The 15,520-nt window shown below is 46.7% G+C and carries 10 protein-coding genes; 9 read left to right on the top strand and 1 reads right to left on the bottom strand.

The window, feature by feature from the left end; genetic code table 11:
• Positions 1-63 precede the first annotated feature (63 nt).
• Positions 64-3,159 (top strand): tetratricopeptide repeat protein, encoded by a 3,096-nt coding sequence (locus H6F93_RS17945; RefSeq protein ID WP_190683342.1) that lies wholly within the window; start codon positions 64-66, stop codon positions 3,157-3,159.
• Here the strand turns inward: H6F93_RS17945 and H6F93_RS17950 are convergent.
• On the bottom strand, positions 3,143-3,637 hold the full coding sequence (locus tag H6F93_RS17950; RefSeq protein WP_190683344.1) for a GNAT family N-acetyltransferase: 495 nt from the start codon (positions 3,635-3,637) through the stop codon (positions 3,143-3,145). The two genes, H6F93_RS17945 and H6F93_RS17950, sit on opposite strands and share 17 nt — an antisense overlap.
• Positions 3,638-3,915: 278 nt before the next feature.
• Here H6F93_RS17950 and H6F93_RS17955 point away from each other — a divergent pair, with 278 nt between their 5' ends.
• The 8 genes from H6F93_RS17955 (at position 3,916) to H6F93_RS17990 (ending at position 15,501) form a co-directional block, all read left to right on the top strand.
• Positions 3,916-5,145: a glycosyltransferase family protein gene (locus H6F93_RS17955; protein WP_190683346.1), complete on the top strand. Its 1,230-nt coding sequence runs from the start codon at positions 3,916-3,918 to the stop codon at positions 5,143-5,145.
• 311 nt (positions 5,146-5,456) lie between these two features.
• Positions 5,457-6,554, top strand: coding sequence for a glycosyltransferase family 2 protein (locus tag H6F93_RS17960; RefSeq protein WP_190683348.1), 1,098 nt, complete (start codon positions 5,457-5,459; stop codon positions 6,552-6,554).
• Positions 6,555-6,579: 25 nt separating this feature from the next.
• Positions 6,580-7,389, top strand: coding sequence for an ABC transporter permease (locus H6F93_RS17965; RefSeq protein ID WP_190683350.1), 810 nt, complete (start codon positions 6,580-6,582; stop codon positions 7,387-7,389).
• Entirely contained in the window at positions 7,390-8,658 is a 1,269-nt protein-coding gene (locus H6F93_RS17970; RefSeq protein ID WP_190683352.1) for an ABC transporter ATP-binding protein, read from the top strand.
• A gap of 91 nt (positions 8,659-8,749) precedes the next feature.
• A complete protein-coding gene (locus H6F93_RS17975; protein WP_190683354.1) occupies positions 8,750-11,179 on the top strand; it encodes a glycosyltransferase family 2 protein in 2,430 nt (809 codons plus the stop codon).
• Between the two features lie 16 nt (positions 11,180-11,195).
• On the top strand, positions 11,196-13,454 hold the full coding sequence (locus tag H6F93_RS17980; RefSeq protein ID WP_190683357.1) for a glycosyltransferase: 2,259 nt from the start codon (positions 11,196-11,198) through the stop codon (positions 13,452-13,454).
• Between the two features lie 49 nt (positions 13,455-13,503).
• Positions 13,504-14,439 carry a glycosyltransferase family 2 protein gene (locus tag H6F93_RS17985; protein ID WP_190683361.1) on the top strand — a complete coding sequence of 312 codons (936 nt, stop codon included), beginning with the start codon at positions 13,504-13,506 and terminating at the stop codon, positions 14,437-14,439.
• A 6-nt stretch (positions 14,440-14,445) separates the two neighbouring features.
• On the top strand, positions 14,446-15,501 hold the full coding sequence (locus tag H6F93_RS17990) for a glycosyltransferase family 4 protein (protein ID WP_190683364.1): 1,056 nt from the start codon (positions 14,446-14,448) through the stop codon (positions 15,499-15,501).
• The last annotated feature ends 19 nt before the right edge of the window (positions 15,502-15,520 follow it).

Genomic DNA, 15,520 nt, shown 5'->3' on the forward strand with positions numbered 1-15,520 from the left:
CAGACTGAAAGAAGGGTAGAGCAGTACGCTCTAACTTCTCATCCTTCACCCCTCATTTCCCCAATGGCTTCCCTCTCTGATGCACTAGCGATCGCCCACCAGCACTATCAATCTGGACGGCTAGCTGAAGCAGAACAGGCATATCGCCAAATTTTGGCAGAGCATCCTGACTACACCGAGGTCTGGCATTTCTTGGGAATGACGTTTCACCAGGCAGGACGCTTGCTCGATGCGATGGCTTGCTATCAGCGGGCGTTGAGTTTCAAGCCTGACAATCCCTTTGTTCACAACAATTTGGGTGTCGCTCACCGGGCACAGGGGCAGTTTGATCTAGCGATCGCTCACTATCAACAAGCTTTGGCACTCAAGCCCAGCTACCCAGAAGTTCACAACAATTTGGGCAACCTGTTTCGCCAAACGGGTGATTTGGAGCAGGCGATCGCCCATTATCAGCAAGCCATTTCCCTTGCACCTCGCTATGCAGAAGCGCATAACAACCTGGGCATGGTGCGGCAGGATCAGGGCGAATTTGAGCAGGCGATCGCTCACTATCAGCAAGCCCTAACGCTGAAACCAAACAATGCTGATATCCACAACAATTTGGGAAATGCCCTCCAGGGGCTGAAGAAATTTGAGGCAGCGATCGCTTGCTACCAAAAAGCGTTGGCGTTGCAACCCGAAAATTTCACCTTCTACAACAACTTGGGGGCAGCCTTGCAAGAGTTAGGGCAGTTAACGAAATCGGTGCAGGTTTATCGGCAGGCGCTAACGCTGAAGCCTGACTATGTGGATGCCCATTACAACCTGGGCAATACGCTGAAAGATTTGAAAAAATTGGATGAATGTGTCACCTGTTATCGTCAGGCGATCGCCCTCAAACCCGACTATGCGGATGCCTACAACAATCTAGGTTTAGCGCTATGCGAACAAGGCAAAATTGCTGAATCAGTTGCAGCCTATCAACAGGCAATTTCGCTTCAGCCTGACTATGCGGATGCTCACCTCAATCGAGGGTTGTCATTGCTGCTAGCAGGCGAGCTGGCACAAGGCTTTGAGGAATACGAGTGGCGCTGGCAGGTAAAAGGTCCAAACTTTAAGTCACTTCCTGCTTTTACTCAACCGATGTGGGATGGGTCTTACCTGAACGGCAAAACAATTTTGCTGCACACCGAGCAAGGCTTTGGTGACACGATTCAGTTTATTCGTTACGCGCCGCTGATAGCTGAGCGCGGCGGGCGGGTGATTGTAGAGTGTCAGGAAGCGCTAATCAGGCTGCTGCAAACCGTTCCTGAAATTAACCAGGTAATTGCCAAAGGCACTCCCCTACCGGAATTCCACGTCCATGCGCCATTGCTCAGCTTGCCGCACATTTTCGGGACTACGTTAAATACGATTCCAGCTCAGATTCCCTACCTTAAAGCGCCTGCTTCTGATCTTCACCTCGATGCACCACCCGATCGCTTCAAAGTGGGAATTGTTTGGGCAGGCAGTCCCGATCATCGCAGCGATCGAGATCGCTCCTGTTCTCTCAATCAATTTGTGAAACTGCTGGAAGTCCCAAACGTCCAGCTTTATAGTCTACAAAAAGGCGCAAGAACAGCGGACCTGACGCAGCTGCCAAACGCTAGTACTATCGAAGATCTGAGCCCTCAGCTAAAAGATTTTGCTGACACTGCCGCTGCAATGATGCAGCTTGATTTGATTATCACCGTTGACACCTCAGTCGGTCACTTGGCTGGAGCGCTGGGTCGCCCCGTTTGGGTGCTGCTATCTTTTGCTGCTGACTGGCGCTGGATGTGCGATCGCTCAGATAGCCCCTGGTACCCCACCCTTCGCCTGTTCCGCCAACCCACCCCTGGTGATTGGGATAGCGTCCTTACCGAAACCATTCAAACCCTAAAAACCAAAACTCTAAGACCCCAATCCCCAACCCCTGATCCCCAACCCCCAGCTTCCACTCCCCAACCCTCAGCTCCAAGTCTCCACTCCATCGGCATCGGCTGGGAACTTAGCGCTGCCACGGGCTGGGGCATCTACGGCACCAATCTGACGCTGCAATTGCTTAAAACTCGCGAGTTCAAGCCGATTACTCTACTGCCTCCATTCACCTCGGCGGACTTCAACCCGTTGCATCAGGCACTTTTAAGTCCCCTATTTAACGAGCCGCAGCGAATTGAGCAGATTCTTCAGCAAAATCCTGGTAAAGCCTTGAAGGGAAACTTTTTGTTGCTGAAAGCTTTGGGCAACCAGTTTGAAACCACTCCAAAGTTGGAACGGGTCAGCGGAAAACATAATGTCGGCGTGATTTTTTTTGAAGATACGCAACTGAGCCAAACTGCACTGGCACGAGCAAATTCTTATGACCTAATCTTGGCAGGCTCAAGCTGGAATACTGAGGTGCTAAAGAGCTACGGCTGCAATCCTGTTTGCATGGTGCCCCAGGGAATTGATCCGACGATTTTTCATCCTGCACCTCGGTCGGGTGTGTTGGGCGATCGCTTCGTCATATTTTCTGGGGGTAAGCTGGAATATCGCAAAGGGCAAGATATTGTAATTAAAGCCTTTCGCATCTTCCACTCACGTCACCCAGAAGCATTGCTGCTTACCGCGTGGCACAACTTTTGGCCACAAACCATGATTGAGTTAGAGCAAGCCGGACATGTAGCTGGCTTACCTAAAGTGAGTTCTGATGGACGATTACAGATTCAGAATTGGTTAGCCGACAATGGTATTCCAACCACCGCCTGCATGGATGTGGGACTAATTCCCAATCACCTGGTGGGACAAATTTTGCGAGAAGCAGATGTGGCTGTCTTCCCCAATCGCTGTGAAGGAGGAACAAACCTGGCGGCGATGGAAAGCCTCGCCTGTGGGGTACCAACAATCCTCTCTGCCAACACAGGACATTTAGATTTAATTGATGAAAACCACTGTTACTCACTTAAGACTCAAGGTGAAGTAAAACCAACACAGTCTTATTCAGGTGTTGCAGGATGGGGAGAGCCTGACCCTGAAGAACTGGTTGAAGCATTGGAAGCGATTTATACAAACCGCCAGGAAGCTTACCAGCGAGGCATCAATGCCACTCACTTTATGCAAGATTGGACTTGGGAAAAACAGGTAGGGCGATTGCTTGAAGTGATTAAACCTCTGTTGTGACTTGGGTGTGAATTTGATTTTGATGTCGTTTGACCAAATAACGCTTGAACTGTACACCCTGCCGTTCAACGATTTCAGTGTCATAAAGATGAAAACCAAATTTTTTGAACAGCCCTAAACTAAATTCGCTAGCTTCTGCATAAAGGCGTTGAATTCCGTTACGGCTAGCGTGATCGAGAATTACCTGCATCAGTGTAGAACCGAGACCTTGACGGATGCGATCGCTACGGACATAGGTTGATGCTATATGTCCATCCGCTGCAATGCCCGCAAAGCCTAGAATTCCGGTTTTGTCCACCACCACATAGGTAGTTGGCTGCAAAATGAGTTGGCGAAAGCGATCGGCATCGGTTGCCGTAGAAGCCCATGCTACAGTTTGCTCTGGAGTGTAGCGCTGAGGCGCGGTAGACAAAACAGATTGGTGAAACAACTCTGCCAGTTCTGCCAAATCCGATTCTTGCGCAATTCGAACGTTCATTAGGCTCATCTTCTTAGAAAGCTCCTAAAAGTCTCTGAAACAGCTAAATAGAGCAGCCCGTTAAAGCTTTTGTCTGAATACTCCGGAAGAACATTGAGAATTGTGAATTATTGAACTGGGGCGATCGCCCCTACAACTCCGTTCAGTTATTCACTGACCGTCCGACAAATCTGTTGAAGCAAGGAGATGAGGAACATTCAGACAGAAATTTAGCGTAATGTGGTCAACCTTATACCACGCTAAGTTCGTTGATTTAACAAGGGGCTCAACAGCTAGCAATGAATGTATCAAAGAATGTATTAAAGAGTATCCTACCGCCAAAATTCTCAGGGCTGATTTTTTTAGGACTGTTCATTATCTACTCTGCCCTATTTTTGTTCTACGATCAGCTCCGTTTTCCGCTGATATGGGATGAGAAACACTTTTGGGAAGCAAGCTTACTGTTTAGCCAAAGCCTTGTTCCTGACTTAAACCAGCTTAGAAACTATGGAGCGCTCAACACACCACTACCATTTATTGTTTTTGGCGTACTTGAGTATCTGTTTGGCAACGGCATCTTCACAGGTCGTTTGCTCAACCTAATTCTCTCATTGGTGATGGTTTGTCTAATTGTATTTCCACTTGCTCAAAAAAGCAAAAACGGCGTACTAGCGGCTTGTGGACTACTAATTTTTCCGTATTATCTTTGGTTAAGTACTCATCTTTATACAGATATCATTGCTACCTTTTTTGTCTTTTTAGGATTCTGGCTCTATCTCCGCAACCAGCACTTGTGGAGCAGTGTATCGTTCATCTTGGCGATCGCATCCCGCCAATACATGCTGGCTTTTCCAGTAGCGCTAGCTGCCTATGAGCTAATGTCTTCCCTTAAAGCTGGATTTCAATTTCGTCCGCGACAGTTAGCACCCATAGCAGCAGCAGCAACGATTCTAGGATGGCTTTGGCTGTTTAAAGGCCTCGCACCAGAAGCAGCGATCGCCACCCAAAGCACACCCTCTGTACAGCAGGCAACCTGGTCATTTTCGCTCAGTCCTAGCCTATATTTCCTGAGTTGCATCGGACTCTACTTTGTCATTCCAGAGTGGATTTTGTTTAGCAGAAGCTTCAGCTTAAAACAAATTCTTAGCTTTAGAAATGTTGCTTTAATGCTTGGTTTGTTACCTGCCTTCGTATTTTTTCCGCCTCTAGAAGCACACGGATTACTCATTAAAATTGAGAATTTCTTGCCCGCTCCGTCAGCCGTGCTGGCAGTATTTTATGTTTTGGCTTTTCTAACTTGTGTACGTTTTTCGCGAGCCAACCTTGCCTTCTGGCTGCTATTTGTCAACTGCGGACTCATGCTCAAAGCCTACCCTTGGGACAAATATGCGCTGCCGTTGCTTGTAGTATTTTGGTACTTCAAATCAACCAACATCTTAGATAGTAAAGTTCAGGATACAGGAAACGATTCTCAAAAGGCTAAGACTGCTACTCCGGAAGATAGTGGTTTGTTTAGGCAATCTTTGTAGTTCTAAAGTAAAAACACGGAGTTGTTTAGCAGTAGATAAAGAATAAATGAAGTCTGCACACTCTGCGACACAACTAATTGCAGGTAACGTATGATACTCATAAGTGATTCTACAGGGACTGCTACGTACTACCTAGAGCATTTACGGTTGTGCAGACTAATGAAAATAATTGATCCTGATTGCCCCTGCACATTCCCTCAGTTAATCATTCAATTAATCGCTCTATAATCTGCAACTCAGAACTTGAAACCCAAGTTTTAAGCATTACTACCCCCAGCAAAGTCCCCCTTTGGTAGTTAAGGAATTCTTAGATGAAAAGTGTTTTAACGGCTTCGCCTTTAGTTTCAGTCATCATTCCAGCATACAACGCAGAAGCTTTTATTCAGAGAACTCTCACTTCCGTTTTATCTCAAACCTACAAAAACCTGGAAGTCCTAGTCATTGACGATGGCTCCACCGATCGCACCGTTGAAATTGTTCAAGCAATGGCTGAGGGCGATCGCCGCATTCACCTACTTCAGCAACCTAACTCCGGTGTAGCCGCTGCCCGTAACCTGGGCATCAAACATGCCAAAGGTGAGTTCATCGCTCCCCTCGATGCCGATGACATCTGGTATCCCCAAAACATTGAAAAGCAAGTTCAATGCTTTCTGACATCTGATGAAACTGTCGGACTAGTATATTCCTGGTCAGTAGATATTGACGAGAAAGATGTTCCGACTGGCGAATTTAGAGCCGCAAACATCGGAGGATATATTTACAAAGCACTAATCTGTCATAACTTTTTAGGGAATGCTAGTGCTTCTCTAGTCCGTCGAACTTGTCTGGAAAAAGTAGGCTACTACAATCAGGAGCTAAGAAAGCAAGGAGCTGAAGGTTGTGAAGACTGGGATTTGTATCTAAGAATTGCTGAATATTATCAATTTCGGGCTATTCCAGAATTCTTGATCGGCTATCGCAAGATTTCCAGCAGCATGTCAGGCAACTTTAAGAAGATGGCAAGATCTCATGCCTTGATGCTCCAAACAGTCCAAAACAAACATCCAGAAATGCCCACTCTGCTCTATCGACTCTCTAGCAGCAGTTTTTATATGTACCTTGCTCGGCAGAGCAGTCAATATGGCAATGACTGCGGTACTCTGTTTTGGCTTGTACAAGCTTTAAAGGCAGACTACATCACTCCACTAATACGCTATGGACTATATATGCTTAGCCTAAAAAGTCTGTTAAGGCTAAGCATCCGATCCATGAAATCTATATTCTCCCTAAATAGTCCAGATCAGATCTATCGCAGATCTGGACAAAGCCCCCATCTCATAAGCATCGCAGAGCTTCAATCCAGGCACTTTAGCATCAAATTCAAGCTGTTTGCTGGGCACGTGCTACACCGCCTATTGTTGGCAATCTAAGGTTTAGTGAGAGGGAGAGAAAACCATGGCATCTAGCCGATACATCAAAAAGTCTTTGCGCCGCGATCAAGTTCATCAGATTCAATACATTTACGATTTGATTCGTGAGTTGGTTGGTCGCGATATTAAGCTGCAATATAAGCGATCGATGCTAGGCATTGCATGGTCTTTTGTCACGCCATTAATGCAATTAGTGGTTTATTATTTCATCTTTCGCTTAGTTCTGTCCCTTGATATTCCTAATTACGCAGCCTTCGCCTTCAGCGGCATGTTGGTGTGGACTTGGTTTCAAGCCTCTTTGTTCCGGGGAGCTAGTTCAATTACAGATGGTCGGGAACTGATTCGGCAGCCTGGATTTCCGGTTGCGATTCTACCGATTGTTGCTGTCACGACTAATCTTGTAAATTTTTTGTTATCTCTCCCGATCCTGCTCCTGTTTTTAGGAAATGAGGGAGGTTGGCTTAAGCCAGCATTTGCACTGCTTCCTATTCTCATCTTGATCCAGTTCCTATTGACTCTCAGCCTGACTTATCTGGTTGCTGCTATTAACGTCACGTTTCGCGACACTCAACACATCTTAGGAGTTCTTCTTAACCTGGTCTTTTACCTAACTCCAATCTTTTATGACACGGATACGATTCCAGCCCAATACCTTCAAGCGTTTCATCTCAACCCGATGACTTATTTGATCGAGGCTTATCGTACTGTATTGCTTGAAGGCGCGCTGCCGGGCTTGCTACCACTTCTGTTCTTGGCTTTGATGTCTCTGGGTCTTTTGTTTGGTACTTATCGGATCTTCCGACGAGCAAGCTACCGTTTTGCAGAGGAATTGTAAATGCAGCACGCCATTCTCGCGCAGGGCTTATACAAGCAGTTCACTCGATATCATGCAAATAAACCCACGACGCTGCAAGAAGCAATTTTGCGCGGACTGCGTCGCATGAAACCCATCGACCAGTTTTGGGCACTGCGTGATGTTAGCTTTAGCATTGAGCCGGGACGGATGGTGGGGCTAATTGGCCGCAACGGGTCGGGCAAATCAACGTTGCTCAGGCTTTTGGGGGGAATCGGGCGACCTGACAAGGGAAAAATCAGAACTTACGGCAAAGTTAGGGCTTTGCTTGACTTGGGTGTGGGATTACATCCTGACCTGACTGGGAGAGAAAATGTTTTTGTGAGCGGCGTGATATCTGGGCTAACGCGACGTGAGGTGCAGCAACGCTTTGACTCAATCGTGGGATTTGCAGAGCTAGAGTCTTCAATTGATAATCCTCTACGCACTTACAGCACAGGGATGAGACTGCGACTGGGCTTTGCGATCGCTGTGCATACTTCTCCTGAAATTTTGCTCCTGGATGAAGTGCTCGCGGTAGGAGATCTCTCGTTTCAGCGAAAATGTCTGGACCGAATTAACCAGTTTAAGGCAGAAGGATGCGCCATCATCCTAGTTTCCCATGATGAGTCTCAAATCCAGCAGCTTTGTGATGAAGTCATCTATTTGCGTGAGGGGCAATTGATCGCGCATGGTGAACCCGAAATCGTGATCGGACAATATGTTGCCGAAATCAGTAATCGCACACATCAACGCACACCACCAGAATATTTAACTTCAACTACAGAGTCCGGCATTGAACTGAGGCTACACGAAAATCGCTTTGGTTCTCTGGAAATGCAGATTACAAACGTGCAATTGCTAAGTGCAGCAGGGTTCCCCGTTAAAGAATTGCACAGTGGTGACGCACTACAAATCGAAATCGAATATTCAGCGCCTCAGCCGATCGCTTCCCCCATCTTTGGAGTGACGATAACCCGTGAAGACCAACTTGCTTGTTACGACACAAACACAGCAGCAACTGGACAAGCGACACCAACCATTCAGGGACAGGGGAAAATCACGCTTCACTTAAAGAGGTTGGATCTCAACAGCGGACAGTACTACGTCAACGTGAGCATTTATGAGTCGGAGTGGAACTATGCCTACGATCACCATTGGCATGTTTATCCTTTGCTGATTCGGCAGAGTGGCTATGAGAAGGGAATATTGAGTGTGCCTCATCAGTGGGAGTTTAACAATGCTCAAACCCTTGCACACAGAGGTCATTAGACCAATCTAGTGAAACTGTTTCGAGACAAATCTGAAGTACGACGTGCATTAACTGCGAGGCTGCCGTGCTACCTATTGCGAGATGACAGATATGGCTTACTCGACAACTTCTGACAATCCGGCATCGAACAGCAACCTTCATCTCATGATCGTCGAGGCATATGAAGGAGTAGCGGAGCTGTATGCAGACGAGCCAGAAGAGATAAAAGCCGCTAGAGGATTAGGGCTTCCTGTTGCAGAAATTGCCGAGCAACTAGATTGTCGCATTACAGTTCTGAGTTGGGATCAGTGGCGAAATTATGAAGTTAGAAAATTGTGGACCCCTACGCCATCCACTCGCCCCAGTACGCCACCTGATTTTAGCCACGTGCAGGTTGACTTTCAATCGGAGCGAGTTAAGCAAGTCTCACTTCCTGCGATCGATCCAGACTACGGGTTGCCGTTTGAGGAGTGTGGTTTAAGCCCACGATCGCATGGACTCATCAACGACAGTGGCTTATTGTTTTTCGCATCCTACTGTCTTCTGAGAGAACTCAAAATACTTCATCAGCAGGATCCTTTTCAAGCTGTAATTCTGCCTATGTGGGGCGGAGTCGGCTATGTCTCTCAAATGGCACGGGCAACCCATGCTCCAAATCAACTAGATGTGCCCTTCGGTGTGGTTGTAACAGATCCCTCACTTACCCGTCAGCGTGCCAATCAAGAAGGGGAATGGCTCCGTCATGCCGTCATTCGCCGTCAAATGGAAGACTTATCGCTAGCACTCGCTGACCTGACGCTAGCTTTTGGACTGAGAGGAAAAGAAACGGCGATCGCCGGAAGACTACCTGAAGCTTCCCTTCCTGTTTTAGCCCCTCGATTTGTAGAAGCGTCTTGTCTAGATGCGATCGCCTACGCAGCGAACCATCCTGCCCAGAGTTACCAGTCTCTTCAGTTTTTTCTCTATGAACCGCAGGAAGCTGCGTCAGGAGTGCTGAATACATTAGACGCGGTTGCACAGTTAAACCGTCAAGAACTAAGACTAGAACAACCTGTAATAAGTTCCGGTCCTGAAATGACTTTTGCTCCCATGAAGCCTAGGGAGTTTACACATTACTGGTCTTCACGCGGATTTGTCCGAGAATTGGTGCGCGATCGCCAATGGCAATGGCAGCGGGACTATCCACAAATTACACAAGGTTTCCGGGTTCGTTTATATCCCAGTAATTTTGAGTACTTACCGAACGTTTGGGCAGAACTAGCCCGTTGCTCTTTTGTGGTGTTGTCCCCAGCAGCAGCCGAAGGACTTGCAGCCGGAACAGCTTTACCCCAAGAAGTCTTGATTCAGGGAGAACCCAACCCAGAAACTTTAGCAAATCACTTGCAATGGATTGCACAAGCAGATTTGCAGCAGCTAGATCAGATTAGACAAAACCTGTGCCGCCAAGTTGTTGAAGCTCATCGAGGTGAAGGAAGACAGCGGTTGCTTGATGAAACTGCTACCAGCTTAGGGCAACTCCTGGCTAGTCCTCCTCCACCACAGGATTTGTCGGGAGTCGCGCTGCTATTAGGCGATCGCCGTTTCCCTTTACAAACCCTTGCCCAACAAAATCAACCCCCTTCCCTACCAGAAAGCAATTCTCACATTCAGCCAGGCACGTTGTCTGTAGTTGTGCCTTGTTATGAGATGGGAGCCATGCTCAAGGAAGCGATAGAGAGCATCTGGAAGTCTGAGCGGTGCCCGGATGAAGTACTCATTATTGATGACGGGTCACAGGGCGAAGAAACCATTACAACCATTCGAGAATTAGAAGCGATCGCTTCTAGCAAAGGATTGCCCCTAAGGGTAATTCGCAAACGTAACGGGGGGCTAGCGGCTGCCAGAAATACTGGACTTGCAGCGGCAACCGGAGAATTTATCTCTTTTCTAGATGGCGATGACTTGATTGAACCACAGTTTTACTCGCTCGCTCAACACCTGCTTCAGCAGTATCCTCTGTTGGGTGGTGTTGCAGCCTGGGCTTCTATTTTTGGGACAGGTATCCCAGATGGATTCTGGAACTCCCCTCAACCAGAACTACCATTTCTGCTGATCGAAAACAGTGTATTTATTCCCTGCTTGACTCGTACTGTTCTCCTCCGACAGCTTGGTGGCTACGACACTCGCCAAAGATATAACTATGAAGACTGGGAACTCAGCGTTCGAATGCTAGCAGCAGGGTGGATGATTGTCACCATTCCAATGCAGTTGATGAAGTATCGCATCCGCCAAGACTCACTTTATCGCAGCATGACAGATGTACAAAATCAGGTGATGCGAGAACTGTTTTTGACAACTCATCAAGATGTGGTTTCTAAATTTGCAGTAGCGATCGCCATGCAGCTAGAGCACCAGTGGAAACAACTTGCCTATGCAGAGCCACCTTCTAACTCACCTGTATTAACGCAAGTGAGCAATCTGTACACTGCTCTTGCATCTACCCCGATTCCTAAGTATCTAGCGGTTATCCAACGGTTCGTCAGTCGCTTCAAGAGAACTTAAGTATTTTAATTGCTTTATGAAACACCTAATTATCTGTGGTGAATATCCTCCTGCGCCCTTTCCACCCGGAGGTATTGGAACTTACGTCATGCACATTGCCCGCCTGCTTGCCGAAAGTGGCGAGACGGTACATGTAATTACGCAGCTTTGGGCAGGTGCCGCCAAGCGAATTGAGGAGAAATGCCAGGGCAGACTCATTATTCACCGTGTACCGCTTGATGATTGGGACTCCTTTCTCCTACGAAGCCCCAATTCTGAGCAACGAGCAAAAGAAGTGAAGGCGCTCTCCCAGTCCTGCTTTCCGGCTCAAGCCTTTTCCTGGCAGGCAAGCTTACTCGCAGAACAACTGGTTGAAGAAGAGGGTATTGATCTGATCGAGGCACAGGATTATGAGGCTCCTCTCTACTACTTCCAGTTGCGGCGGGCATTAGGACTTGGACCAAAACAAACGCCCCCTTGTTTAATTCACCTACACTCTCCCACAGAATTTATTGCTCAGCATAACGACTGGGATATCAGTTTGCCCAATCTGTTGACCGCCAAACGGTTGGAGGACTATAGCATTGGGGCAGCGGATGCATTGCTGTGCCCCAGTCAATACTTTGCTAACCAAGCAGAAACTCATTACGGATTAACAAAAGGAAGTATTCAAGTCATTCCTCTACCAATCGGTGATAATCCAACGCTAAAGCGCGACTCAGAAACCTGGCAGCAAGGCAACATCTCTTATATAGGGCGGCTAGAGCGACGAAAAGGCGTACTGGAATGGATTGAGGCTGCAGTGGAGGTAGCTGAGAGCCATCCAACAGCTCAGTTTGAATTTATTGGGACCAACTGCCTAGGTTCTCATCGAATCAGTGGAGAAGAATTTGTTGAACGGCAAATTCCAGATCATCTCAAAGCAAGATTTCATTTTCGGGGTAGGCAAAATCGTTCCGTTTTACCGCGCTTTTTGAGGCGATCGCGCATTGCTGTTGTGCCATCCCGCTGGGAAAACTTTCCCAACACTTGTGTGGAGGCAATGTGTTCAGGATTGCCCGTGATTGCCTCTCCAGAAGGTGGCATGGTAGAGATGATCAAAGATGGTGAAACAGGTTGGCTAGCAGACAGTGCCAGTTCACAAAGCCTTGCCACAGTTCTCAAACGAGCCTTAGAGACCCCACCCGCTGAAATAGCTGAGATGGGTGACAAAGCGGCCTTCTCAATTCGCCAAATGTGTGACAACGAGAGAATTTTGGAGAAACATCTAGAACTCAGGCAACAGCTCATTGATCACAAGGCAAAACGCTCTCTCTGTCTGCCTGTTAATCTCCCTTGGCAAAAACAACCGCTATCTAATGAGTCCGCTCACCGAGTTGCTAAAACTGACGCTGAAGGAATTGCAGTTGTAATCTCCTGTTTCAATGATGGAGAAATTCTTGATAAATGCCTGCAGAGTGTAGCGAATCAATCCCAAAAGCCAATAAAAATAGTCATAGTAGACAGTGGCTCAACTGATGAACAAACGCTGAAAGGGCTACGGCAGGCAGAATGGGATGGCTTGCAAATTATTCAAAACAAGAAGGGAGATCCAGTTTCAGCCAAAAACCTAGGCATCAAGACTATCTTGCAGTCTGAGTGTAAGCCTTTAGGATTTGCCTTCTTTGAAGCGAAACACATCTTCTACCCCAACTTTATTGAAACCTGTGAATCAACACTCCGCAAGTGTCCAGAAGTTGGAGTTATTTCCTGTTGGGCACGAGAGGGTGGTAGTGAACAAGCTTGGGTGAAACCTTGTCCTAGTTTTCCCTATCAATGGCTAACGAACGAAGCAGTTCCGTTCAGTGTCGTCCGAACAGAAACACTGCATGAAGTCAATCAATTCAGAGCAGAAATGCATCAAGGATACGAGGACTGGGATTTGCTCAATGCAATTCTAGCGGCAGGATGGGTTGCTGTGACACTTCCCGAAATCCTTGCCGATGACTGGTCGGGCAACAGTTCCGTTCTCAATATGCCTAGCATTCACGCTCACGGCAGAATGCGTCGAGAAATGCTGGAAAGGTTTCCAGGTTTGGTTGCTCGTGATGCCCAAGAAATTGCGCTCCTGAGTAGTTTGAATCCTGTACCGTCTATTCAACAGGAGTTGTCTACACCTCAAGGCAAGCAATTTCTGACTCAAATCATTCTTTCTTCATTCAAAGAAGCAACTTTTCGGATTCTTGGAAAAGTCAAAAGCACTGTCTTTCAAGTCTTGTCCTCTTTTCTGAAACCAATCAGAAAACAGGCAGTTTGAGGAATCTCTATCTAATTGACCAAGTCGTTCATTTTTGATTTAGACCTGTATGAATCCCTTAATATCTGTTGTCATTTGTACACACAATCGAGATCGGTATTTAGGCAAAGCAATTCGAAGTTTGCTCGATCAGCAAATGCCTAAAGATCAATACGAAATCGTCGTAGTTGATAACCGCTCAACAGATACTACAAAAGACGTAGTAGAGCAATTTTCAGCAGAAAATCCTATTCGATACATTTATGAGCCAAATCTAGGACTTTCCTATGCACGTAACACGGGCTGGCGTAGCTCCGAAGGGAAGTACATTGCTTATTTAGACGATGATGCGATCGCCCATCCAGGTTGGCTCAACACGATTCTTGAGGTATTTGAGACCGTAACTCCAAGACCTGGATGCATCGGTGGAAAAGCAGAAGCGATCTGGGAAGCTCCAAGACCAGACTGGGTTTCTGATGAGTTGGTTACGGGCTTGACTGTAATTGATTGGTCAGATACTCCGCATCCCATTTCCGATCTATCTCAAGAATGGTTGGTCGGTGCAAATATGGCATTTCCCAAAGAAGTACTGGAGGAGATTGACGGATTTATCCCAGGGCTTGACCGAGCAGGCAAGAACTTGTTATCTGGAGGCGATGTTTTTCTAGAGAAGCAAATCATGCAAGCAGGATATTCCTGCTTCTATCATCCCAAAATGGCCATTGGTCATCACATTCAAAAAACCAGATTAGATCGTCAGTGGTTTCTTCGGAGATATTACTGGCAAGGAGTTTCTGATGCTGCAACTCATTTAATTGAACAGTCTCCTTCTGCAATTGGACGGCTGCAAGCTGCTGTATCCAGAGCTGTGAATTTGCTGCGATCGCCCCAAAAAGTTTCTCACTTGTTGTTGCCCAGAGAAGATCCAAAACAATTTACAGAAAAGTGTTTTGCACTGATTGAAGTCGGTCACATCGTCGGACTGTTAGGAGCAGTACAAAGATAAAATGCCATGCATATTCATTTAATTCGTACCCGTTATCCGCATTGGGGTGGAAACTCTGGTATCCACCAGTTTGTTCGATACATCGATCAAAACAAATATGACATAGATACGTGGGTCACTTCAGACAGCGATGAAGACTTTCCTCTACAACATTCAGGGTTACGAGATGTGCTGCGCTACGCAGTTCAAATGCGAGGAATTCAGTGGTACAAATTAAGCGACCTCACCGCAGAGTATAAAGCTCTGCAAAAGTGTCGGAAGCAACAAGTTGATATTGTCCATTATTTGGATGGAGAGCACTCACCACAGTTTCTACCCAGGCTGCTCAAGCTATTAGGGAAAAAGCGTCCTAAAGTCATCGCCACCTTCCACCAACCCCCTGAACTGCTTGACTCACTTCTCGATCGTTCAGTCATTCCACTACTGGACTTTGTTACGGTAGTATCGCCTGCACAAGTTGCTTATTTTAGTGATTTGATCGGAGCTGATAAAGTTTCCTCAATTCTACATGGCATTGATACAGACTACTTTCATCCAGGTGATGGATCCAAAGAAGACAAGTTTAAATGCATCACTGTTGGTAAATATTTAAGAGATTTTGTAGCATTACGAGCCGTTGCGGAAGCACTCAGCGATCGCAAGGACATTGAATTTCATGTTGTTTCCTCAAATGCAGATGAAGTTAAAGACTTAGCAAACGTCACAATTCATCAGGGCATTGATGATGCTAGTTTACTCAAGCTTTATCAACAATCCAATTTGTTGTTTCTGCCATTAACTCAATCTACTGCCAATAATGCTCTGTTGGAAGGTATTGCCTGTGGGTTACCTGTCTTATCCACCGATTTGCCTTCTGTAAAAGCTTATTTGCCAGGGAAAGAAGCCATTCTGGTACAAAACAACGATCCGAAACAACTCACAAACGCAATATTAGAACTGGCTGATAATCCAGTAGATTGCAAGGTAATGGGAGCAGAAGCTCGCAGACGAGCAAGAGAACTGGATTGGAAGAATATTACTTCTCAGTATGAAGCTCTCTATTCTCAAGTCATGAGTAGTTAGCTTGTGCGGCAATAAACAT

Source organism: Leptolyngbya sp. FACHB-671, assembly GCF_014695745.1.
Taxonomy (GTDB): Bacteria; Cyanobacteriota; Cyanobacteriia; order Elainellales; family Elainellaceae; genus JAAUTN01.